Origin of the sequence: Campylobacter sp. VBCF_06 NA8, from assembly GCF_027737825.1 — a bacterium.
GTDB lineage: Bacteria > Campylobacterota > Campylobacteria > Campylobacterales > Campylobacteraceae > Campylobacter_B.
In genome coordinates this window covers 50,944-75,237 of the sequence record NZ_JAOVUB010000005.1, presented here as the reverse complement: position 1 = coordinate 75,237, position 24,294 = coordinate 50,944, and the positions used below count along the sequence as shown (strand labels likewise).

Annotated in this window: 21 protein-coding genes; 9 read left to right on the top strand and 12 right to left on the bottom strand. The window is 42.4% G+C overall.

All coding sequences use genetic code 11. The annotated features are described in order from the left end of the window. Positions 1-224 precede the first annotated feature (224 nt). From OFO10_RS07125 to yajC, 12 genes are all read right to left on the bottom strand, one after another. Positions 225-725 (bottom strand): hypothetical protein, encoded by a 501-nt coding sequence (locus OFO10_RS07125; protein WP_270866654.1) that lies wholly within the window; start codon positions 723-725, stop codon positions 225-227. Between the two features lie 125 nt (positions 726-850). Continuing rightward, positions 851-1,531: a 3-methyladenine DNA glycosylase gene (locus OFO10_RS07120; protein ID WP_270866653.1), complete on the bottom strand. Its 681-nt coding sequence runs from the start codon at positions 1,529-1,531 to the stop codon at positions 851-853. Next, the gene (locus tag OFO10_RS07115) at positions 1,518-2,366 is read right to left on the bottom strand and encodes an ATP-binding protein (RefSeq protein ID WP_270866652.1); all 849 of its coding nucleotides are present in this window, start codon (positions 2,364-2,366) and stop codon (positions 1,518-1,520) included. Before OFO10_RS07115 ends, OFO10_RS07120 begins: the two co-directional genes overlap by 14 nt. After that, positions 2,359-5,334, bottom strand: coding sequence for a DEAD/DEAH box helicase (locus OFO10_RS07110; protein WP_270866651.1), 2,976 nt, complete (start codon positions 5,332-5,334; stop codon positions 2,359-2,361). Before OFO10_RS07110 ends, OFO10_RS07115 begins: the two co-directional genes overlap by 8 nt. Then, positions 5,334-6,224, bottom strand: a complete 891-nt coding sequence (locus OFO10_RS07105) for a M23 family metallopeptidase (RefSeq protein WP_270866650.1) — start codon at positions 6,222-6,224, stop codon at positions 5,334-5,336. The genes OFO10_RS07110 and OFO10_RS07105 overlap by 1 nt, the downstream gene beginning before the upstream one ends. Next, complete coding sequence (locus OFO10_RS07100) at positions 6,211-7,434, bottom strand: Mur ligase family protein (RefSeq protein ID WP_270866649.1); 1,224 nt, start codon at positions 7,432-7,434, stop codon at positions 6,211-6,213. Before OFO10_RS07100 ends, OFO10_RS07105 begins: the two co-directional genes overlap by 14 nt. Continuing rightward, complete coding sequence (lptE, locus tag OFO10_RS07095; RefSeq protein WP_270859283.1) at positions 7,415-7,966, bottom strand: LPS assembly lipoprotein LptE; 552 nt, start codon at positions 7,964-7,966, stop codon at positions 7,415-7,417. The genes OFO10_RS07100 and lptE overlap by 20 nt, the downstream gene beginning before the upstream one ends. A gap of 6 nt (positions 7,967-7,972) precedes the next feature. Beyond that, positions 7,973-10,405 (bottom strand): leucine--tRNA ligase, encoded by a 2,433-nt coding sequence (leuS, locus tag OFO10_RS07090; RefSeq protein ID WP_270866648.1) that lies wholly within the window; start codon positions 10,403-10,405, stop codon positions 7,973-7,975. 8 nt (positions 10,406-10,413) lie between these two features. Beyond that, positions 10,414-10,755 carry a DUF6394 family protein gene (locus OFO10_RS07085; RefSeq protein ID WP_270859281.1) on the bottom strand — a complete coding sequence of 114 codons (342 nt, stop codon included), beginning with the start codon at positions 10,753-10,755 and terminating at the stop codon, positions 10,414-10,416. Positions 10,756-10,764: 9 nt separating this feature from the next. Beyond that, positions 10,765-11,733, bottom strand: a complete 969-nt coding sequence (gene secF, locus OFO10_RS07080) for a protein translocase subunit SecF (protein ID WP_270866647.1) — start codon at positions 11,731-11,733, stop codon at positions 10,765-10,767. Continuing rightward, positions 11,720-13,321 carry a protein translocase subunit SecD gene (secD, locus tag OFO10_RS07075; RefSeq protein WP_270866646.1) on the bottom strand — a complete coding sequence of 534 codons (1,602 nt, stop codon included), beginning with the start codon at positions 13,319-13,321 and terminating at the stop codon, positions 11,720-11,722. The genes secF and secD overlap by 14 nt, the downstream gene beginning before the upstream one ends. Then, positions 13,314-13,583 carry a preprotein translocase subunit YajC gene (gene yajC / locus OFO10_RS07070; RefSeq protein WP_270862572.1) on the bottom strand — a complete coding sequence of 90 codons (270 nt, stop codon included), beginning with the start codon at positions 13,581-13,583 and terminating at the stop codon, positions 13,314-13,316. Before yajC ends, secD begins: the two co-directional genes overlap by 8 nt. Here yajC and OFO10_RS07065 point away from each other — a divergent pair. The 9 genes from OFO10_RS07065 to OFO10_RS07025 are packed head-to-tail and all read left to right on the top strand — an operon-like array spanning position 13,556 to position 24,162. Next, on the top strand, positions 13,556-14,893 hold the full coding sequence (locus OFO10_RS07065) for an apolipoprotein N-acyltransferase (protein WP_270866645.1): 1,338 nt from the start codon (positions 13,556-13,558) through the stop codon (positions 14,891-14,893). The two genes, yajC and OFO10_RS07065, sit on opposite strands and share 28 nt — an antisense overlap. Positions 14,894-14,952: 59 nt before the next feature. Beyond that, positions 14,953-15,672, top strand: a complete 720-nt coding sequence (pyrH, locus tag OFO10_RS07060; protein WP_270859276.1) for a UMP kinase — start codon at positions 14,953-14,955, stop codon at positions 15,670-15,672. 13 nt (positions 15,673-15,685) lie between these two features. Continuing rightward, positions 15,686-15,904, top strand: coding sequence for a DNA-directed RNA polymerase subunit omega (locus OFO10_RS07055; protein ID WP_270859275.1), 219 nt, complete (start codon positions 15,686-15,688; stop codon positions 15,902-15,904). Next, the gene (locus OFO10_RS07050; RefSeq protein ID WP_270866644.1) at positions 15,882-18,074 is read left to right on the top strand and encodes a RelA/SpoT family protein; all 2,193 of its coding nucleotides are present in this window, start codon (positions 15,882-15,884) and stop codon (positions 18,072-18,074) included. Before OFO10_RS07055 ends, OFO10_RS07050 begins: the two co-directional genes overlap by 23 nt. Positions 18,075-18,089: 15 nt before the next feature. Next, positions 18,090-19,295 (top strand): tyrosine--tRNA ligase, encoded by a 1,206-nt coding sequence (gene tyrS / locus OFO10_RS07045; RefSeq protein WP_270859273.1) that lies wholly within the window; start codon positions 18,090-18,092, stop codon positions 19,293-19,295. Then, positions 19,295-20,383, top strand: a complete 1,089-nt coding sequence (locus OFO10_RS07040) for a nitronate monooxygenase (RefSeq protein ID WP_270866643.1) — start codon at positions 19,295-19,297, stop codon at positions 20,381-20,383. Before tyrS ends, OFO10_RS07040 begins: the two co-directional genes overlap by 1 nt. Beyond that, positions 20,367-21,845: an N-acetylmuramoyl-L-alanine amidase gene (locus OFO10_RS07035; RefSeq protein ID WP_270866642.1), complete on the top strand. Its 1,479-nt coding sequence runs from the start codon at positions 20,367-20,369 to the stop codon at positions 21,843-21,845. The genes OFO10_RS07040 and OFO10_RS07035 overlap by 17 nt, the downstream gene beginning before the upstream one ends. Further along, on the top strand, positions 21,845-23,806 hold the full coding sequence (mnmC, locus tag OFO10_RS07030; protein WP_270866641.1) for an FAD-dependent 5-carboxymethylaminomethyl-2-thiouridine(34) oxidoreductase MnmC: 1,962 nt from the start codon (positions 21,845-21,847) through the stop codon (positions 23,804-23,806). The genes OFO10_RS07035 and mnmC overlap by 1 nt, the downstream gene beginning before the upstream one ends. Beyond that, positions 23,803-24,162, top strand: a complete 360-nt coding sequence (locus OFO10_RS07025; protein WP_270865310.1) for a hypothetical protein — start codon at positions 23,803-23,805, stop codon at positions 24,160-24,162. Before mnmC ends, OFO10_RS07025 begins: the two co-directional genes overlap by 4 nt. The last annotated feature ends 132 nt before the right edge of the window (positions 24,163-24,294 follow it).

Here is a 24,294-nt window from a genome sequence, read left to right as displayed (position 1 = left end):
TAAATTCGCAGGAATTTTAAATTTGCGTTAGAAAAATTCAAAGCAATTTATGTGTAAATAGCCAGTTTATCACACTTTGGCACGACATAGTGGAGCTGAAATTTGAGAGTGAGAAAATCAAGCATTTGTGCGTGATTTAATCTCGCTTCGCAAATTCTAAACACTGCGCCGAAATTTTAAAATTTTCAAGGGGCAAAACCATTTAAAATTTTACCATTTTGGGTTTATTTATGCTTTTTTCGTTTATTCTTGCGCGGTTTTGACTTGCCAACTTTATCACCTACCAAAATTTCATTTTTATGTGCATATTTTTGTTTTAAATAGCGCTCATAATCCACCAAATCCCCAAAACATTGTTTGCACCTTAAATTTTTTACCTCATAAAAATAAAAAGTCTTTTGGCAATTTTTGCAGAAAAATAGTTTATTTTGATTGCTTTTTTTACCAAATAAAAAAGCAAAAAGCGAGGCAAAAGCCACAATAAAAGCAAAAATTTTGCCCCTTGTGCCAAGTCTTACCCAGCCTTGGTATTTGCTCCACACTTTATATCCGTTTAGCGAAGCAAACCCATCAAAAAAAGAGATTGCAGACAACACAAAAGTGCCAGGCTTATCAGAGCGAAAAGCATAGATAAAAAAGAGCATGACACAAATAAAAATAATGTCGAAATAATCCATGCCAACACTAGATAAAAGCCCATTTATAAGGCTGTTTTGCCTAAGCATTTCTATACTAATACAGACAAAAGACAAAAAAAGAAAAATTTGAAAATAGTTTTTATTTTTTATCTGGCTAGGTAGCGATAAAAGGGCGTAAATCACGAGAAAGATTGTTAGAAAAATTTGGATTTTTAACTGCATTTTAACTCATCAAATAAATTTATCGCAAATTCATCGAATTTTTTGCCTTTTAAGTGTGCTTTGCAAAATTCCACGATTAGTCCGTGAAATAGCGCAAATGCGCCGTTTTCGTCGTTTGAAAAATTATCATAGCGAGAATTTGCTAACTTAAAAACTTCGCCAAATTCTAGCGCGCCGAGCCACTCGCTAAGCTCGTCGTAACTCTCAAACTCATATCCAAGCGCGCCTAGAAAACGCACAGAGTAGCTATCTGCGACCATTACGGCTCTTCCGCACGCATAGCACAAAATCGCGTCGCAGGTTTCCGCGCCTATGCCTTTTTGGCTTATCAGCCACTCACGGCTTACGGCGTGCGCGAAATTTTCAAAATCGCCAAATTCTGCCGCAATCGCCCTGCAAAGCGAGTTTAGCCGTTTTGCTTTTTGGTTATAAAATCCGCTTGGTTTGATAATTTCGGCTAAATTTTCCACGCTTAAATTTGCTAAATTTTGCAAATCCAAAAGCCCGGATTTCCTCAAATTTTCAAGTGCAAGTTCAGCATTTTTCCAGTTTGTGTTTTGGATCAGTATCGCGCCGACAATCACTTCAAATTCGCCATATCTCGGCCACCAGCGAAAATCATCAAATTTAGTCGCGCCAAAAAGTGCGCGAAATAGCTCAGTCGCGCTCATTTTCGGGGCTAAATTTCGCAAAAAACTCGCTTGCATAGCTTAGCGCAAACTGCTTTGCAATCCGCCCGCTTCGGCTCGCCCTTAGCCTCGCAAACTCGCTAGCTTTGGCGCGTAACTCATCAAGTGCGTGCGCGAAACTCTGCCTAAACTCATCAACGCTCATAAATCTAAATGCCGCGAAATAGCTCTCCACCACGCCCAAATACTCGCTCATATTGCCACTATAAAAGCTAAGTTGCAAGCCAAATCGCTCACTAAGGCTAATGCGCTCGTTTTTGGCGTCGCTTAAATGAAGCTCGTCGGTGCCCACCTGCGCGCCCATGTTGTCGCTGGCTAGCTCGCTTAAAATGTGTCTGCGATTTGAGGTCGCATACATTAGCACATTTTTGGGCGCGCGCTCCATAGAGCCGTCAAGTAGCGGTTTTAGGTGCTTGTAGGCGTTTTCGCCAAGCTCAAAGCTTAAATCATCGCAAAAAATGATGAAATAATAATCCTGCCCCCTGATTTCATCGATTATATCGATGAGATACTCCAAATCATCTTTGCCGATTTCGACGATTTTAAGCCCGTCTTGCAAAAATTTCGTAAAAACTGCCTTTGCTAGGCTCGATTTACCACAGCCCGGCTCGCCCCAGAGCAAGGCGTGATTTGCCCCACGCCCGTGGATAAAATTTCGCGTATTTTCTACAAGCGCAGTTTTTTGCGCCTCCAAGCCACAAAGTGCGTTGATATCAACAAAATCAATATCCTCTATCGCCCGCAGTTTTAATCCGTGTCTGCGAAACTGCGCCACTTGCACGCTTTGCCAATCAATTTTCAAATTTAACTCAGACATTTTTGTTTTCCTTTCGCAAATACACTAAAATTTCCGCTAGCACATCATCATCGTCTTTCGAAGGCGATTTTAGGCGGATTTTCTCGCCATTTTTATCTGTGATTACGATATTTACATCTGCGCTCGAAATCGCGCGCACACCGATATTTTGGGCTAGCACCTTTATCATCATCATATCAATGAATTGTTTGGTATAAACATCAGCCTTGCCGAATCTATCCTCGATTTCAGCGTAAATTTCATTTATTTGCATAGCGTTTTCGCATTTGCTAAGCCTGCGATAAATGTCAAGCCTCAACCTATCCTCTGCGATATATTCGCTGTTTAAAAAGGCATTGACTGAAATTTTAAGCTCAACGCTTGAAATGATTGTTTTTTGGTTTAAAAGCTTGTTTATCTCATCTTCTAGCATACGCAAATACAGGCTGTATCCGATAGCCTCGATATGCCCGCTTTGCGCTTCACCGACAAGGTTTCCACCACCTCTGATTTCTAGGTCATGATACGCTAGCACTGAGCCCGAGCCTAGAAATGAGTTGCTCTCTAATGCCACGAGCCGTTTTAGCGCGTCGCTAGTAAGGCTGGTTTTATCGCTAATTAAATAGTAGCAAAATGCCTGTTTGTTGCTTCGCCCTACCCTGCCTCGTAGCTGGTGCAGGTCTGCTATGCCGAATTTATCGGCGTTGTCGATTAAAATCGTATTGACGCGCGGCATGTGAATTCCACTCTCGACTATGCTCGTGCATAGCATGAGATCATACTCCCCAGCGATAAATTTAGCTATCTCGTCCTCGGTGGTTTGCGCATCGATTTTAGAGTGTAAGATTACGATTTTTAAATTTGGCAAAATTTCAAGTAGCCGTTTTTTCACGCTAGGCATGCTTGCGATATGATTATGCACATAAAAAATCTGCCCGCCACGGCGAAGCTCGCGCGTAATCGCCTCTTTTACGATTTTTTCGTCCCACTCTTTGACCATTGTGCGCACATCGAGGCGATCAAGTGGCGGAGTTAGAAGCGTGCTATAACTCTTAATCTGGCTTAGCGCCATATTTAGCGAGCGTGGAATCGGCGTAGCAGACATGCTTAAAAGGTGCGAATTTTGCGATTTTTCCTTTAATTTCTCTTTTTGTTTCACGCCGAATTTATGCTCTTCATCGACGATTACGAGCCCTAAATTTGGCGCTTCGACATTTAGCAGGCTATGCGTGCCTACGCACACAATCGCTTCATTATTTTTAAGCCGTTTTAAAATTTCGCTTTTTTCCTTTGCCTTGCTAAATCTATCTAGCCTAAATACGGGGATTTCAAACTCATCAAATCTCGCTTTTAGCGTGGCGTAGTGCTGGGCGCAAAGAAGCGTTGTAGGCACGAAAAACAGCGCCGAAAAGCCACTTTTAATAGTGGCAAATATCGCGTTCATCGCTACTTCTGTCTTGCCAAAGCCCACATCGCCGCTTAATAGCCTATCCATGACCTTACCACTGCGCAAATCCTGCAAAATCGCGCTAATCGCGCTTTCTTGATCTGGCGTGTATGAAAACCCGCTAGAAGCGATAAATTTGGCGTAATTTGGGCCAGTATTTTCTATCATCACGCCACGAATTAGCTCGCGTTTAGCGGCGGTTTGGATTATTTTACTAGCGATGACAAAGAGCTTTTCGCGCACCTTTTCTTTGATTTTCGCAAAACTTGCTTTGCCTAGTCGGTCGCATGTTATCACGCTAGCACTTGCTATATATTTGTCGATTTTGTTTAGGTATTCCACAGGCAAAAGTAGCTTGTCGCCACCTTCGTATATCAGGGCGACAAACTCACGCGAATGCCCCAAAACGGTAGCTAGTTCAAGGCCAGCGAATTTAGCGATTCCGTAGTCTTCATGCACGACAAAATCGCCAGGATTTAGCTCGTCGAGCGCAAGGCTAGATTTGCGAACGCGCTTTTTAGGGATTAGCTTGTTTAATGAAACGATAATCTCGTCAGAGCTGATTAAATTTAGGATAAAATCCTCTTTTAAAATTTTCGCATTGCTTAAATTTGAGAGATCCAAATGCGCCAAAAGTGCGTCATTTCGCGCGATAATGGTGATTTTGTCATTTTTGTGAAATTCGAAAAATTCGCTATTTGGCGTGATTTGCAAATCCTTAAATTTACGCGCGGCAGGTATTAGCGGCAGTGTATCAAGGACGCTTAAATCCCTTTCGGCAAAAATTTCATCTTTTTTGATAGGACAGGCTAAAACTACGCTAAATTCTTGCAAATAATCCGCAAACCCATCTATAAACCAAAATCCAAGCGAAGTTAAATCGTTAATCAAAGCGTCGCTATCAAAGGCGTTAATTTTTTCGTTAGCACTCTCAAACTCGCCCTTGTTTAAATTCGCCAAAAACGGCTCAATCTCGACGCTTTCTAGCTCGATTTTTTCGGATTTTTGCGTATCAATGTCAAAATGCCTAATGCTCTCGATTTCATCATCATCGAGCAAAACCCTCACCCCGCACTCGCCTCCAAGCGGGAAAATATCGATAATCTCGCCACGAAAGCTAATCTCGCCTGCGCTTTCGACGACCTGCGTCACGCTGTATCCAAGGCGCAAAATTTCATCTTTAAATTCAGGCAAATTTAGCTTTTGGGCGAATTCGATTTTTATCCCTTTTAGTTGCGATTTTGTGGGGAGTTTGTTTAAAATCGTGCGAACTGGCGAGATTAAAATTTTGCGCCCTTCGCATTTGTAATACGCGCCAAGCGAGCGTGAAATGCCGATTAGCTCGTCATAATAACTCCTTAAATCCTCGCCAAAATGCGCCCTAAAATCAGGCAAAACAAAGGTTTTAAAACCCAAAAATTTCAGCACCTCAGCGCAAAGTGCGCTATCTTTTTCATCATCTGTGATTAAAATTTGAGGACAAATTTGCGCAGAATTTTGCGCTAAAATTTGCAAAAAATACTCATAAATTCTAGCTTGCATTATTTTTGCGCCCCACTTTGCAAGACGCGATTTATCTCATACCACGATACATTTGGTTCGACCGACCAGATATTTAAATTCGAGCTGTCCCACAGCATGAAATTTAGTGGATCTAGCGTCATACCCAAAAACCGCACCTCATAGTGCAAATGCGGCCCCGTGCTATATCCTGTATTGCCCGTGTAGCCGATAATCGTGCCTTTGCTAACCCACATGCCAGGAGCCACACTAACCGAGCTTAAATGACCATACCTTGTCGAAAATCCGTAATTGTGCGTGATTCGCACGAGTATGCCATATCCGTTTCCGCTCTCGCCGGCAAAATCGACAAATCCATCTGCTGTGGCGATTACCGGTGTGCCGACACTGGCGCGCAAATCTATGCCATGATGCATGCGTTTGACACCGGCTATCGGGTGCGTGCGCATGCCGTAATTATCGGTAATTCCGCGGTTTTTTATCGGATAGCGGTTTGGTATGTATTGAAACATCAATTTATAGGTGTTATCGTTTGCGCTGATTGTTTTGGAGTTTGATTTGTTTCGTTGGGCTAGTCTTTCGCTGAAATACTGCGCGATTTGCGCGTCGCTCTCATCGCCGTCAGGGCCCTCGTTTGCGATATCGAGTGTAGTTTGTTCGCGCATTTGATTTGCCTGAATTATCAAATTTTGGTTTTGTTTTTCTAGCTTTTCAATCTGCGCCATTAGCGTAGCATTGGTGGTTTTTAGATTTTTTTTGTCGTTATTTAGGCGAAAAAGCGCGAAAAACAAAACGAGCAAAAACACAATGATAAATGCAACTAAAATTTTAAGTTGAAAGCGAAAATTCTCGCCAAATTGCATAGTTTTCGAGCCGAAATTATCACTGATTGTGATTTTAGTTTTTGCCAAATTTCGCCCCGTTATTATAAAATTTCAAAAATTCCTCGACTAAATGAAACGAACCAAACACCAAATAAAGCTCATTTTCATAGGTTTCGCCCATAAATTCAGAGTGCGCGATACCAAGCTCGTCCAAAGCCTGCGTAATCATATCCCCGCCAAGCTCACGACCTGGGGCCTCATAAGGCAAAATTTGGACATTTTTGATAATCGGCGCAAGGGTAGCAAGAACCTTTTTGATATCCTTATCGGCAAAGGCGTTGTAAATCAGAGTAAATTTTTTGCCCGCAAATTCCTTGGCAAGTGCTGCGGCGGCTAGTTCGTTATGCCCCACATCGATAATGATATTTGGGGCGATTGCTTCGGCGCGCCCAGGCAAATCAAGTGGCAAAATTTCAGCAATTTTAAAATTTAAGCCCCAAAATTTCGCCCCAGCCACGGCTAATTTTAAATTTGAATATTGAAAATTTGCTAGATTGTGAGTTTTGATATATTCGGCTATTTCGCGCTTTTCATCTGCGCTTAAAAAATCGCTTGCAAACGCCAAATTTACCCCCTTTTGCGCTGCTATTTCACGCGCGATTTTCACGCTAGTCTCGTTCATTTCATCACTTAAAATCGCGTTTTGCGCCATTGCATTGAGCTTCGTGCGCGAAATTTGCTCCAAATTCTCTCCAAGCATGCCGATATGATCGGTGCCAATAGGGGTAAAAAGCGAAAGCTCTCTATCAAAACTGCTCGTAGCGTCAAACTCGCCACCCATACCAGCCTCGAATACGCAGTAATCGCACTCCCTAAAATGCACCGCAGCCGCCAAAGTCAGGTATTCGAAATACGAAAGATTATTTCTAAATTTTGCCGGCAAATTTGCTTGCAAAAACTCGTGCGCACCTTGCAACTCATCATCGCTAATCTCGCGCCCGTCGCGATAAATGCGCTCATTTAATCTCATAATATGCGGGCTAGTGTAGTGGCCGACGCTAAATTTAGGGCGCGAATTTTGCCCATTTGCGCCATTTGCACTCATAATAATCCTAGATAAAAACCTGCCAGTGCTTCCCTTGCCATTAGTGCCGATGATTTGGGTGATATTTTTTAGCGGAAGTTTGCCTCGCATAGCCTCAAAGGCGGCTGGAAAACGCTCGTAATCGATCTTTTTATAATAAATCGGACGAGCGTTTAAGAAGTCAAAAACCAAGCTAGTTTTTAGCGCGTTCAAGCTGTATGCCTTTGATCGCAAGCGCAGAAATAAACTCATCAAACGCCTGAGTAGAGGCATTTTCGATAGCGTCATAGCGCTCTTTGTCGCTGATGACTGAGATTGTGTCGTGTTTGTTTTTGACTAAGCGTGAGACCGAAAAATCATGGTCTCCTACGCAGTCTTTGCTAAAAATTTCGCCATTTTTAAGCTTTGTTTTGAAATTTAGCGTCAAATTTGCGCGATAACTCGTGATATAGCCGTATCTATCGTAAGTAAGGGCTGTGAAAGTTAGCCTTTTTATGCTAGCTACGATATAGGTTTGCGCGCTAGATTTATCGGCTAAATTTGAGCCTAAGCGCGCTACTATACCGCTTTTGACAGCGTCTTTGATAGCCACTGTGTTTTGAGGATCTGTTTTGCTCATCAGCACATCGACATACACGCTTTTTGACATAATCTGCGAAGTGATTTTAGATACTGGCTGATATCCGCAACCAACAACCAAAACCACAAACGCAAAAACGGCTAAATTTTTAATCAAATTTCTCATTTTTTCCTACTTTACGACCAAATTTACAAGTTTGTTTTTGACATAAATTTCTTTTATTAGCGTTTTATCCTCTAACCATTTTGCGACATTTTCTTTGGCAAGTGCTAAAATTTCCGCCTCGCTCGCGTCCGCATTGGCGTCGATTTCGGCGCGTTTTTTGCCATTTACGGTAACTGCAAGCGTGATAGTATCGCTCACAAAAACCTCAGGCAAAAGCGAAATTTTTGTGAAATTTTTGCGCCCAAAAAGTGTCTGGCTTAGCTCGCTTGCGATATGAGGCACGATTGGTTGAAGTAAATTTAGGATAATAAAATACCCCTCAGTGTAAATATCAGCGTTATCCTGCGCGTTTAGGGCATTTAGAGCCTCCATACACGCCGCGATTAGGGTATTAAAGGCGAAATTTTCCGTATAGACATCGTGCGATTTTTTTAACGCCTCATAGACTTTTAATCTCGCATATTTTTCATCTTTGCTTAAATTTGCGTGGTTAATGCTAGGAATTTTATCTGTTTTATACGCATTGCTTGAACGCTCATAAAGGCGGTTTAGAAACTTATAAGCGCCCTCTACTGCGCTATCGTTCCACTCTAACTCTTTTGCAGGAGGTGCTGCAAAAAGTATGAAAAGTCGCGCAGTATCAGCCCCATAAGTAGCGATGATATCATCAGGATCGACGGTGTTGCCCTTAGATTTGCTCATTTTTGCGCCGTCTTTTAGCACCATGCCTTGTGTCAAAAGTCTAGCAAACGGCTCGCTATCGCGCAAATAACCCAAATCTCTTAAAGCTTTTTGGAAAAATCTAGCGTAAAGCAGGTGCAAAATCGCATGCTCGATACCACCGATGTATTGATCTACGCTCATCCAGTAATTCACGCTCTGCTCGTCAAATGCCTTGCTCGTCCAAGTTTTCTCATCGCTTGCATATCGCGCGAAATACCAGCTACTCTCGAAAAATGTATCAAGCGTATCGGTCTCGCGAACGGCCTTTCCGCCACATTTTGGGCAGGTGCAGTGCTTCCAAGTAGGGTGTTTATCAAGCGGATTGCCAAGTCCTGTGATTTGCACATCATCAGGCAACGCAACTGGCAAATTTTCGATTTTTTCGCCAACTAAACCGCATTTTTCGCAGTGAATCATCGGAATCGGCGCACCCCAGTAGCGCTGGCGTGAAACGCCCCAGTCGCGGAGTTTGAAATTTACCACGCGAAAGCCTAAATTTCGCTCTTCAAAAATTTGCAAAATTTTCTCATTTGCCTCTTTGTATTTTAGGCCATTTAAAATTTCAGAATTTGCGTAAATTCCTGTTTTTTCGACATGCGGTAGGGTTTCGTTTTCGAAAATATTTATAATTTCAAGTCCAAATTTACTCGCAAACTCAAAGTCCCTCTCATCGCCTGCTGGCACAGCCATAACCGCGCCATCACCATAATCTGCTAAGACAAAATTTGCTATCCATACTGGGATTTTTTTGCCAGTTAGCGGGTGTAGGACATTTACGCCCAGATACGCTCCGTCTTTATCGGCGATTTGTCGCTCTCTTGGGCTTTGATTTAGGATCGCGCGGACCTTTTGCTCTACATCTTTTGGAAGTAAATTTTTCTCCAAAAGCTTCGCAATAACCGCGTGTTCAGGCGCAAGAGCCGAGTAGCTCATACCATAAATCGTATCAGGGCGAGTCGTAAATACATCAAATCCGTCGATTCCGTCTAGCATCTCACGGCTTTCATCGTCAAATTTAAAGCGGAATTTCAAACCCTCACTTCGCCCAATCCAGTTTTCTTGCATGGTTAGGACTTGATTTGGCCATTTTCCCTCCAAATCCTTCAAGCAATCAAGCAGTTCCTGCGCATAATCAGTGATTTTTAGGTAATATCCTTGCATTTGTTTTTGCACTACTTCATTGCCACAGCGCCAGCATTTGCCGTCTTCGACCTGCTCGTTTGCAAGCACGGTGCCGTCGTGTTCGCACCAGTTTAGCAGTGAGCTTTTGCGATAAATCAGCCCCTTTTCATACATTTTGATGAAAAATTCCTGCTCCCATTTTGTATAAAGCGGATCAGAAGTAGCTAATAATCTGCGTTTTGAAAAGCTAAAACCAAGCCTGTCTAGCTCGTTTTTCATATAATCAATATTTTCGTAAGTCCATTTTTTGGGGTGAATTTTATGCTTAATCGCTGCGTTTTCTGCTGGCATACCAAAGCTATCAAAGCCGATTGGTTGGAGCACATTGTATCCTTGCAAGCGGTAGTATCGCGATAGCGCGTCGCCGATAGCGTAGTTTCGCACATGTCCCATGTGGATACGCCCACTTGGGTATGGAAACATCGAAAGAATATATTTTTTAGGTAAGCTATAATCGTCCTTTGGCTCTGCTTCGCCCTCATCGTTCCAAATTTTTTGCCATTTTAACTCTATCTCTTTGCTATTATAAGCCATTATTACTCCTAAAATTCATCTTTTGATTTGGCTGATTCTACGGTGATTAGCACCAATGAGAAAATCACAGCAATCAGCGCGCCGATACAAAGCGCGGTTATAACCGAAAGATCACCTGGATGAACTATCATAAGCACAAACGCTGGGATTAGATGCAAATCAGCCACAAGCGAGCTTGCGAAAAGCTCGGCTGAGAGCATATTGCGCACACCGACTTTAAGTAGCGTAGAAACCGCATTAATACTAGCAGCGATAAAGAGCAAAAGCTCGTGTCTTTCGTAGATAAATCCAGCGATTGTAGTCGCACTCATCAAAGCAAAAAATATGTATGTTACTCTTCCCCAGTTCATTTTCTATCCTTATACAGTGCCTTTTTCATACATTGCGCGCATTTTTTCTTTTTCTTTGGCGCGTCGTTGTTTATCAGCCAAAAACGCGCGATATTTTTCCACATCGAATCCGAATAAAATCAAAAGCGGTGCAGCGATGAAAACCGAGCTAAATGTTCCAGCCACGACGCCAACAAGCATAACAAGGCTAAATCCATGTATCATAGCCCCACCCCAAACGAACAAAATCACAATTACGAGCAAGGTCGTAAATGATGTCAAAAATGTCCTTGAAAGCGTAGCTGAGATCGATTCGTTGATAACCTCGGTTAGCTTAATGGATTTGCTAGTGCGCACACCCTCTCTAATCCTATCGAAAACGACGATAGTATCGTTTAGCGAATAGCCCATAATCGTAAGAAGTGCGGCCAAAATTTCAAGGTTAAAATCGATTTTAAATAGTATCAGCGCACCACATGCGATGATGACATCGTGCAAATCCGAAATCACCGCCGCAATCGCAAATCTCCATTCAAAACGAAAAGTAATATATACTAAAATAAGTGCAAACGAAACACAAACAGCCATAATTCCCTTTGTGCGTAGCTCGCTACCGACCTTTGGACCCACCACATCGACCTTGCGAACCTCGAAATTTCCACTTCCTTTTAAAATTTCTTGCGCTGCTAAGGCTGGATTATCGCCCAGTGAATCGCTACTGCCAGAGTATCTAATGGTAACTTCCTCATCGCTTCCAAACTCAGTTACATTTATATTTCCCAAATTTGCCGCTTCAAAACGAGTTCGAATTTCATCAAGCGGGGCTTTTTGGTCGTATTTGACCTGGATTAGCGTTCCACCGCTAAAATCTATACCATAGTTAAAGCCCTTAATCAAAAATAGCCCAATCGAGCCAATTATCAAAATCGCAGATATCACAAATGCGATATGTCTAAATTTCATAAAATCATAAATTTTATCACTATCAAATACCTGCATTTTGCGCCTTTCTAACTTTGTAACCTAGCCAAAATTTCGTATTTTTGCTCTTTTCCATTTTGCCCATTACCACCTCAAACATACCATGAGTGCCCAAAATCGCTGTAATCATCGACGCGATGATACCTATACTCATAGTTACCGCAAAGCCCTTAACAGGGCCTGTGCCATACGCATACAAGGCAGCCGAAGTTATCAGCGTAGTGATATTTGCATCTACAATCGCACTCATAGCGTTTTCGTAGCCTTTGGTGATACTTTGGCTAATGGAGCCACCAGATTTTAGCACTTCCCTTATGCGCTCATTTATGATGACATTAGCATCGACTGCCATACCCACGGTAAGCACGATTCCAGCCATACCAGGCAGGGTCAGTGTCGCCCCAAACAGCGCCATAAATGCTATCAAAAATAAAATATTTACAATCAAAGCGATATCTGCAAACACACCCGCCATACCATAGTATAAAACCATAAAAATCAAAATTACAATCGCCGCGAAAGTTAGGGCTTTCACGCTTTGATCTATGCTATCTTGACCTAGGCTTGGTCCGATACTGCGTGATTCGCTCACGCTAACAGGAGCCAAAAGCGCACCAGAGCGCAGTGCAATCGCCACATCGTGTGCTTCTTGCACGCTAAATCCGCCACTGATTTGTCCGCTTCCGCCACCGATTCGCTCGTTAATGCGTGGAGCTGAATAGACCTTGCCGTCAAGCACAATCGCAAGGCGTCTGCCGACATTTTCGCCTGTAAAATCGCCGAAAATTTGCGCGCCTTGTGAATTAAGCGTGAAATTTATGATTGGCTGATTTGTATTTTGATCAAAAGCCACCCTAGCATCGACTAGCATTGCTCCGTCTAAAACCGGAATTTCGTTGATTAGGTATTTATACTCTGGATTTTTCGCATCAGGGTAAATTACATCGCCGTAGCTTTTGGCCTCATCTTCGCTCATTGTTAAGGCTCTGTCTTGGCGAATCTCATCAAGTGCCATGAGCTGTAAATGCGCTGCTTTGGCAATCAAATCTTTGGCTCGTTGCTCCTCTTCTGAGCTCTTAATTCCAGGAAGCTCGACTAGGATATAGCTCTCGCCCTGTTTGGCGACTGTTGGCTCAGCAAGGCCGAATTGATCCAAGCGGTTGCGTATGGTATCCACAGCCTGAGCAATCGCGTATTCTTTGGTGCTAGCGATCTCCTCTGGTGTCAGGCTTACGCGGTATTTCTCGCCAGTTTTGGCGATTTCAAGCCCACTAGCAGCAGAGTGAAGCAAAGCGTCAAATTTAGGCGCTTCATCGGGGTCTAAAATTTCAAATTCGAAAAAATCGCTATCAAGCTTCAAGCCGTCCATTAGCAAATCATCGCGCTTAGCAGCGTAATTTACGCTAGCTGCGATTGATTTGATTTTCGAAGTTATCGCCTCGTCGCTTTGGACTTCGAGCAGCATGTGAAGACCGCCCTGCAAATCAAGTCCGAGGTTGATTTTATCGCCCTTTTCGCTCTGCAAAATCGAAGGCATAGCAAAAATCAAACTAAAAATTGCCGCTACTAAAAAGGCAATCAAACGATATGTAATCTTACTACGCATCTAACCTTCTTGCGATATAAAGTTTGTCTAGTTCGACGATAACATCATCATTAAGCTTAACTGTGATAAAATCCTCACTTGTTTTTACGACTGTGCATTTTAGTCCGCCACTTGTGACGATTTTATCGCCCTTAGCGAGCGCATCAACCATAGCTTTATGCTCTTTTGCTTGTTTTTGTTGCGGTCTGATTAGCAAAAAGTAAAAAATCCCAACAAAGACAATTAGAGGTAATAATGTTCCAAAAAGACTTCCTTGTTCCATCGTTTTCCTTTGTAAAAAATTTAAAAAGAGAGTATTTTACATTAAATAAAATAAATAACGGCTTTTTTCTTGCGCTTGGAGTTTCAAATTTTATATTTGTTGAAATTTTAAGCCAAAATTTAAGTGGAATTTTACCACTTTTGGCTGAATTTTTATCGCCACTAATCGCGATTTTTGCGCTATTTGTCCTTTTAAAAAGCAAAAGGCAAATTTGGTTTTGGTTTGGGTTTTTTATCGGCGCGATTTGGTTTTATTGGATTAGTTTTAGCCTGATTTATTTTGGACTTTCGTTTTTAATCCCAGTTGAAATTTTAGGAATTTGCCTGATTGCGGGGGCGATTTTTCGTATTTTTGCCATTTTTGATGAGCCGATAGCGCGCGCGCTCTGTTTGGTGGGGCTGAAATTTATCCACCCATTTGGCTTTGATTGGCTAAATTTCGAGCTTTTGTTTTCACACGGAATTTTCAGAGCCGAAATTTTCGCATTTTGCGCGATTTTGGCTGGAATTTGCATTTTAATAAAATTTAGGCACAAAGCCAAAATTTTGCTTTTTTGCGCTTGCTTGATTTGCGCGTTAGAATTTAAAGAAAAACAAGCCGAATTTTTACCACTTAAAATCAAGCTTGAAAACTCGCAAATTTCACAATTTGACATCTGGGACAATGACAAAATTTTAGACGCGATTAGAGAAAATTTAGCCAAAATCGACGAGGCGATAGAAAGTGGCTACGAGGCGATAGTATTGCCAGAAAGCGCATTTGCACTCTATCTAAACCGCGAGGAAGCCTTAAAGGAAATTTTGCTAGAAAAATCGCATAAAATTTCGATTGTAGCTGGTGCTGAGGCGTATGAAGAGTCTAAATTTTACAACAGCGCGTATGTTTTTGAAAACGGAAATTTGCGCAGATTTGACAAGCACATTTTGGTGCCTTTTGGCGAGCAAGTGCCCCTGCCTGCGCCGATTAGAGATTTTATAAATAACACATTTTTAGGCGGGGCTAGCGATTTTTCCATTGCGCCAAATTTTAGTTTTTATACAATCAAAGAAATCCCCGTAAAAAGCGCGATTTGCTACGAGGCGACGAGGGGTGAGTTTTACAGCGATAATCCAAAATTTGTCGTGGCGATTTCAAACAACGGCTGGTTTATTCCTAGCTACGAACCGCACCTGCAACGCCTGATAATCCGCTATTACGCCACGCTAAGCGGGGCAAGTGTGTATCACGCCATAAACGCAAGTCCTAGCGAGATAATCACGCCCAAAAAACTATGGGTGAATAAATTTTTGGCATTATTTAAAACGGCGTAAAAAGCTATTTTTAAACGAGTTTTAGATAACATAATCAAATTTTTTCAAGGAGCATTAAAATGGCAAAATTTAATCGTGTGCTCGTTAAATTTTCAGGCGAGGCACTGGCTGGAAAAGATGGTTTTGGAATAGATAGCGAAATTTTAAAATTTATAGCCAGAGAGATTAAACAGCTCGTCGATAACGGTATCGAGGTAGGTATCGTAATCGGTGGCGGAAACATAATCAGAGGCGTAAGCGCGGCAGCTGGCGGTATCATCAAACGCACAAGTGGCGATCACATGGGCATGCTAGCAACCGTAATCAACGCAATCGCTATGCGCGAGGCACTCGAATACAACGGCATAGATGTGCGCGTGCAAAGCGCGATAAAAATGGAAGCAATCTGCGAAACCTTCATCATCGGCAGAGCCAAAAGACATTTGGAGAAAAAACGGGTCGTAATCTTTGCAGCAGGCACTGGAAATCCATTTTTTACCACTGATACTGCTGGCACTTTGCGCGCGGTCGAAATCAGCGCAGACGCAATTATCAAAGCGACAAAGGTAAATGGAATTTATGACAAAGATCCGCATAAATTCGATGACGCAGTGCTTTTAAATACCATTACCTACGATCAAGCCTTGCACGATAATATCAAGGTCATGGACGATACCGCAATCGCCCTAGCCAAGGACAACAAACTTCCAATCATCGTATGTAATATGTTTGAGAGCGGAAATTTACACAAAATCATCAATAACGGCGATTTAAGCCAATGTTCAATCGTAAAAAACTAAAAAAGGAGAATTAATGAGAACAGAACAAATCATAGCAAAAGCGTTGAAAGTCACAGGAGGCGATCGCTACAAGCTATCACTAATGACTACTAAACGCACAGAAGAGCTTGCCGCTGGGGCAACTCCGCTTGTCGAAAACATTGACACACGCAATATGAAATTTGCAGATATTGCGATTTTAGAATTAGCAGAAGGTAAGATTACCCTAGATGGAATCATTGACAAGGATTAGTGACGGCTATTTAGAAAGCCTTATCGAAGATATTGTCGAAACAAAAGAGATCGAGGACGCCAAACGGCTACTTTACAGCCTAAAAGAGCCTACCCCAGTGCTTGTAGATGCGATAAATTTATGCGTTACACAGCATGAAGGGCAATTTCGCAAAAGTGGCGAACCATACGCAATCCACCCGATTTTGGTAGCGTGTTTCGTCGCATTTATGGGCGGTGATGACGCTATGGTCATTTCTGCGCTTTTGCACGATGTGGTCGAGGATACGGATTTTAGCACCGAGCAAGTCGGGGATAGATTTGGCGAAGATGTCGCAAAAATCGTAGAGGGTATGACAAAAATCGTAAATATCCGCGAGGATAAACTAGCCCCCTCTGGCGATAAAAACGCTAAACTTCGCACCACAGCTCTGACATTTCGCAAAATGCTGATGATTTCGATAGAAGATCAACGAGTTTTAGTCGTCAAACTCTGTGATAGGCTCCATAACATGCTAACCCTAGAAGCACTCCGCCCAGATAAGCAAAAACGCATAGGCGAAGAGACGCTTCTAGTTTATGCGCCAATCGCGCACAGGCTTGGAATTTCATCGATTAAAAATATCTTAGAAGATCTAAGCTTCAAATATGTAATGCCAAAAGAATACGCCACAATCGCAAACTATGTCGAGGAGCACAAACAACAGCTCCAAATAAATTTAAGCAAATTTAGCGAAACGATTAGCGAGTATCTGCTTACAAACGGATTTAGCGAAAACAGCTTTGAAATTCAAAAGCGTATGAAGCATTACTATTCAATTTACCTAAAAATGCAAAGAAAGGGCATTTCGATTGAAGAGGTTTTGGATTTGCTAGCTATTCGTATAATCGTGCAAAAACCGATGGATTGTTACCTAGCACTTGGCGTAATTCACACCAAATTTAACCCTTTGATTTCGAGATTTAAAGACTATATCGCCCTACCTAAACAAAACGGCTACCAGACGATTCACACTACCGTTTTTAACGACAGCATGATAGTCGAAGTTCAAATTCGCACCACAGAGATGCACAACACAGCCGAGCTTGGCGTGGCTGCACACTGGAAATACAAATACTCTGGCTCGCTAAATCCTAAGCTTGATTGGATTAGCGATATTGGCTTGCAAGAAGCCGATGATTCAAACGCCGATGATTTATACGAATATGCCAAAGATAGCCTATATATCGAGGATATCGCAGTATATTCGCCAAAGGGTGGAATTTTCACACTCCCACGAGGTGCGACTGCGCTTGATTACGCTTATGAAATACACTCACAAGTCGGTCTTAAAGCCGTCGAAGCCTTTGTCAATCGCATAAAAGTGCCACTTCTAACCGAGCTTCAAAACGGCGATATCGTCCATATCATCACAGGAAACAACCCACACTATCGTTGTAGCTGGCTAAATTCTGTCAAAACCGGCAAGGCAAGAGCCACAATCAAGGCATTTTGCAAACAAAAAATTCGCGATGTAAATCAAGAAGTAGCGATTAAAATTTTAAGTGCGATTTTCGCCACAACCGAAGAGAGCGTGATAAGCTGGGTAGAAAAAGAAAATTTAATCAAAAAAGTCGGCAAAGCAAGCTATGATTCGGTATTTTTGAAAGATGTCGTAAATGCGCTAAAAAAATACCCGCTCAAAGAGAAGCTTTTTAATATGAAATTCCGCGATAAATACAGCGTCGAAAAGCAAAAATTTGACAATATCGTGGTGTATTCAAACTACAAAATCAACGAAGTAGAGTTTGATTACTGCTGTAATCCTAAGCGCGGGGACGATATCATCGGTTTTCGCAACGGACACAATGTCACGGTTCATCACAAGCTTTGCGAAAGAGCAGCAAATTTGATGAAAAGCGATGAAATGATTTTCGTCAAATGGACGCGAAACGCGCCACACAGGTATAAAATCATACTAAATATCGAAAACAAACGGGGCTCACTGGCTGAGTTTTTAACATATTTGGCTAAACTAAGCGTCGATTTAGTTTCGATAAATTTGAACGAAAACAACGAAGCTGTGTCTGATTTTTTCGAAATCATTATAGAATTAAACGAAAATTTAGACCACACTTATATCAAAGACAGATTAAAAAATAGATATAAAATCGCTGATTTTATATCATTAGATGATGTGTATAAAAACTAATAAAAGGGAGAATAAATGGCTGACATTAAAGATATAATGGCAAATTTCAAACGCGGAGTAAGCGAGATAATAGGCGAAGAGCAAATCGAGGCTTTGATTACTAAATTTTACGAGAGTGGCGAAACATTTTTGGTAAAAATCGGCATGGATCCGACTGCGCCAGATCTACACCTAGGACACACTGTCGTGCTAAACAAACTCGCATTTTTGCAACAACACGGCGCAATCGTGCAGTTTTTGATCGGTGATTTCACAGCTCAAATCGGCGATCCAACAGGCAAAAGCGAAACTAGAAAAAAACTTCCTCACCATGTCGTAATGCAAAATGCCAAAACCTACGAAGAGCAAGTTTTTAAAATTTTAGACCCAGAAAAAACAAAGGTAATGTTCAACTCCGAATGGACAAATCGCTTAGGTGCTAGCGGTGTAATCGAGCTATCAAGCACATTTAATGTAGCCAGAATGCTAGAAAGAGATGATTTCGAGAAACGCTACAAGGCCGAAATGCCAATTAGCATTAGCGAATTTTTATACCCGCTTTTGCAGGGCTATGATAGCGTATGTATGAAATGCGATATCGAATTTGGTGGCACTGATCAAAAATTTAACCTTCTTATGGGACGCCAACTCCAAAGAGTTTATAATGTAGGCAAAGAACAAGCCGTCGTTATGATGCCACTTCTTGTAGGCACTGACGGGGTAAATAAAATGAGCAAGAGCCTAGGAAACTATATCGGCGTAACAGACGCTCCAAACGATATGTATGGCAAGGTAATGAGTATCAGCGATGATTTGATGTGGGATTGGTATAATCTACTATCACAAAAAAGCAACGAAGATATCGCACTAATCAAACAATTCGTAGCAGACGAAGCTGTGCATCCAAAAGCCGTAAAAGAGGAGCTTGCCACAGAAATCGTTACGAGATTTTATGATGAAGATGTCGCATTAGAGGCAAAAGAGGAATTCGATAGAGTTCATGGCGGAAACGAGCTTCCAGCAGAAATCCCTGAATTTAGCGTTTCAGCCCCAGCGTGGATTGTAAAGGCTCTGCTTATTTGCAAGCTAGCCACTTCTAGCTCAGATGCAAGACGCCTAATCAAATCAAACGCCGTCAGCGTCGATCAGACCAAAATTTCAGACGAGCAACTCCAACTAAGTGCTGGCGAATACACCTTACAAGTAGGAAAGAAAAAATTTGCTAAATTAAAGGTAAGATAATGAGCGTTAAAATCGGCAAATACGAGATCAAACACCCTATTATCCAAGGCGGAATGGGGCTAGGGATTAGCTGGGATAAGCTAGCTGGAAATGTCAGCTTAAATGGCGGTTTGGGCGTGATTAGCTCGGTAGGGACTGGATATTATGACGACCTTAAATTTTCGGAAAAGTGTATCCATGATAGACCATTTTCTTCGCTAAATTTTTATAACAAAAAAGCCCTTACTCAAATCGTAAAAAACGCTCGCGAAATCTGTGGCGACGCACCACTAGCGATGAATATCATGTGCGCGGCTAATGATTATGAGCGCATTGTAAAGGATTCTTGCGAAGCTGGGATAAATATCATCATCAGCGGGGCTGGACTTCCTACGAATTTGCCTGAATTTACCGCTGATTTCCCAGATGTTGCGCTTATGCCTATCGTTTCATCTGCCAAGGCTCTAAAAATCATAGCCAAGCGTTGGAGTGGCAGATACAACCGCCTGCCTGATGGCGTCGTGCTAGAAGGCCCACTAAGTGGCGGTCATCAGGGCTTTACCTACGAGCAATGCACTGACCCAGAGTATCAGCTAGAAAAATTAATCCCGCAAGTAAGAGCCGAAATAGATAGCTGGGGCGATTTTCCACTATTTGCAGCAGGTGGAATTTGGGACAAAAACGATATAGATAAAGCCAAAAGTCTTGGTGCAGACGGCGTTCAAATGGGCACTAGATTTATCGGCACATTTGAGTGCGACGCCCACGAGAAATTTAAAGAGGTCTTACTAAAAGCCACAAAAGAAGATATCAAACTTCTAAAATCCCCAGTAGGCTATCCTGCGCGCGGAATTCATACGAATTTGCAAGATATGATTGCCGCTGGAAGCGCACCGAAAATTTCATGCGTTAGCAACTGCGTGGCACCTTGCGAGCGTGGCAAAGGCGCCAAACTCGTCGGATACTGCATAGCAGATCGCCTAAGCGACGCTTATCTTGGCAGACAAGAAAGCGGGCTGTTTTTCACAGGCGCGAACGGCTGGAAGCTAAATGAAATCATTTCTGTAAAAGAATTAATGGAAAAACTCGTAAATGGCGAAGATAGTTAAAATTTTATGCGCTATTGTTTTTAGCGTAAGTTTCGCATTTGGCGCGAACGCTAGTAGCGTTTTTGCGAATTTTGACAAAAACTATGTCAGTGCCAGCAAAACCGCGAAAAAAGAGCTTCACAGCGAGCTTAAAAAAATTTATTCCGCCACTTCAAATAAAGATAAAAAAACCAAAATTAGCGTCCTAAAACGGCTAACTTATAGTAGCGAGGTGCTTGGGTATTCAAACTACTCTGTGTATAAATCCGAGCTAGAAAAACTAGGCGCCAAGGCCGATTACAAGCCATCTATCACGGACGCTAAAAAAACTTTAAGCAAGGCTGATTTGGAGTTTTTAAACTCAGGCAAAATCACGCCAAATAGCACGAAAATCGATAAATCAAAACCCTTGATTTTGCAATCAATCAGTAGCGATGAAAATAGCGTCAGGGTGAAATTTAATAGAAATTTAGACCACAGCGAGTATAAAAATTTCGTAATTAACAAAGATAAAGTTTATCGCTATGTCCTAGATTTTAACGCCAAAAACAGCTCGCACACCACGAGATTAACGGGCAGTTTCGTAGATGAAGTTCGCACTTCGCAGTATAACGACAAAATCGCCCGTGTCGTGCTAAATCACAACCAAAAATTTAACCCAAAGATTGAAATTTTTGGCAATGAGCTAATCATCGCCAAAGCGGGGGCTAAAATCGCTATGCCAGCGCAAACTAGCGCAAAAGCTACTCAGGTAAATTCAGCCAAAAGCGAGGCAAGTGCCACAAATAAAATTTACAAATCTATAAAAGGCAAACTAATCGTCATAGACCCAGGTCATGGCGGCAAAGATAGCGGCGCTATCGGAAATGGTTTGAAGGAAAAAACTATCGTTCTTGCAACCTCTAAAAAGCTTGGCGCACTGCTTCAAAAACGCGGTTACAAGGTGCTTTATACCAGAAGCAACGATGTATTTATCAACCTCAAATCCCGCACAGCTTTCGCCAACAAAAAAAATGCCGATATGTTTATCTCAGTGCATGCAAACGCCGCGCCAAACGCCAAACAAGCGCCAAATTTCAGTGGCGTGGAGACATTTTTTTTAAGCCCAGCCAAATCAGAGCGTAGCAAAAATGTCGCAGCATTTGAAAACCAAGGCGACATGGAGGATATGAACGCCTTTTCGCAAGAGACATTTTTAAATTTCTTAAATAGAGAAAAGATAATCGCCTCAAACAAGCTTGCAATCGATATCCAAAGCTATATGTTAAATTCCGTCCAAAAAAGCTACAAAAGCAAAGACGGCGGTGTCAGAGAGGGGCCGTTTTGGGTGCTAGTGGGGGCTACAATGCCAGCTGTGCTCGTAGAAATGGGCTATATCTCACACCCAAGCGAGGGCAAAAACCTAGGCACCTCTGCATACCAAGACCGCATAGCCCAAGGTATCGCAAACGGCGTAGATGCGTATTTTCAAAAGAATAAGTGATGAAATTTATCAACGATGCACCATTTAGTGAAATTTACGAGGATTTTTATTTTAATTTCAAAAATCCTCTTGGCGAGAGTGAATATGTCTTTATAAGCGCGCTAGATTCGGCGTTTGCTAGCAATGCGCCTATCATCGTGGGCGAGCTAGGATTTGGCGTGGGGCGCAACTTTTTGCTCTGCGCAAAAAAGGCGCTTAAATTTAACAAACGCCTACACTTTGTCTCAATCGAAAAAAATCCGCTTAGCAAGGACGAATTAGCCCAAATTTGGGCTAAATTTAGCGAACTCTCATCAGTTTCTAAAATTTTAATCAAAAAACTCTCGCCCCTTACCAAGGGAATCCACCGCATAAATTTTTCCAAAAAAATCACGCTTGATCTTTGCATTGGCGAAGCTAGCGAGCTAATTGGTGAGCTTGATTTCAAGGCCGATGCGTGGTTTTTAGACGGATTTTCGCCTGCAAAAAACGAAACCATTTGGAGCAAAGAGATTTTTGCCGCCCTTACGCCACTTTGCAAAAAGGGCGCGATTTTAGCGACATACACAAGCGCTGGCTGGGTGGCAAAATCACTGCGCGAGGCAGGATTTTTCGTCGAGAAAACAGACGGATTCGACACCAAACGCCACATGATTAGGGCGAAATTTTTGCGCGCAGATGATGAAGTAGAGAATTTTTATTTTGCCAGAAAGCACCCGCAAATTTTGCCAATCGAGTTTTCAAATTTCGCCGATTTATCCGCCACGCACTGCCTATACGACCCTAATTCATACGATGAAGAGCGCGCACCGCAGGCGCAAACCCCCACAGCGATTGTAGTGGGAGCCGGAATTGCCGGGCTTTGCACGGCTTTTAAGCTTAAAAAGGCTGGTTTTAGCGTCAGCGTGATAGACAAAAGAAGCGAAGCTGGGCTAAATGGTAGTGGGAATTTCACAGGCGTGTGCGCCCCGCTAATCACCAAAGAGGGCGTGAAGCTCGGAGAGATGCACATACACGCATTTGATTTGGCTCTTAGCTTTTATGCCAAACACGCTCCCAAAAAGCTAGCTAGCCTGCTTGGAGCGCAGGATTTTGCCTATGATAGCGAGCTTTTAGCAAGGTATCAAAGCGCAGGAAACCCTGAAATTTACGAATTTAAAGCCCACTCAAAACCATATCCAAGCATAATGATAAAAAACGCCGTCCTAGCCCACCCGCACAAGCTCTGCAAACATTTCGCCAAAAAACTCGGCGTCAAATTTAACCACGAAATGCTAAATTTCAAAAAGCAAAATGAGAAATTCGAAGTGATTTTAAAAGACCGCGCAAGCCTATTTTGCGATATTTTAGTCCTTTGCGCAGGAAGCGAGAGCGAGGAATTTTTCGGGCGCGGCGCAGTATCGCAAGATGCCAAATTTAACCTAGATCCTAGCGTGCAAATCAGTTCCGTGCGCGGTCAAACCACGCTAATTCGCCCGCTAATCAAAACCAAATTTCCACTCAGTGCCTCTGGCTACATCTGCCCAGCCGTGGGCAAAAAGCAGCTCATCGGCGCGACTTACGATAGGAAGTGCTACCACGACGAAGCAAGGGCAATCGACGATGTCAAAAATCTAGAAAGCGTCGGCGAGTTTTTGAGCAAAAAGGCCAAAATCATCGGCTCTAAGGTCGGATACAGGGGATATAGTGGCGATAGATTTCCGCTAATTGGCCCAGTGTGCGAGCCAGAAACTCTGGCGCGAGATTTCAAGGATCTGCCATGGAGCAAAAACAAAAAATCCGCCAGACGCGCCAAATTTATCCCAAATTTATACCTTAACACAGCGCACGGCGCACACGGGCTAAGCACCGCAGTTTTGGGCGCAGAGCTTATATGCGATTATGCGCTTTCGCGCCCGCTTTGCGTGCCACGCTCGATCGCAAACGAGCTAATGCCATCGCGCTTTTTGATTCGCAAACTCAAAAAAGGACTAATCAAATGAAAAAACTAATCCTAATAATTCTAATCCTTTTTGCCCTCGGCGCACTCGCACTTTACGGCATTTCTAGGACAAATCCAAATTTGTTTGCCGAGATTAAAATTTTAGCTATTTTGCTAAATACCGCGCTTTTCGCCCTTGCGCTTGTGATAATCGCAATCAAAGAAAAGGACGCCGTGCGCTTTCCGTTTCTCACGGCTGTGGTTTTAGCACTTTTTTCTGGGCTCATAAACGGCGCGATAATCTTTAAAAACCGCTACTATATCATCGCAACGGCGGTTTTGTTTATCGTTTTTGTGGTGTATTTGCAGATCAAACACCGCAGATTTTCGAACAAAATTTACAAAACCGAAGAATAGTTAAATTTTAATTTAGAAATAAATTTTGATAAATTTTAAATTTGGCGAATTTGAAATTTTAAAATTTCCCAATTTCGCTGGCGCAACCCCCAAACACTGCCCCGAAATTTCGCCAAATTCTTATAATGCTTT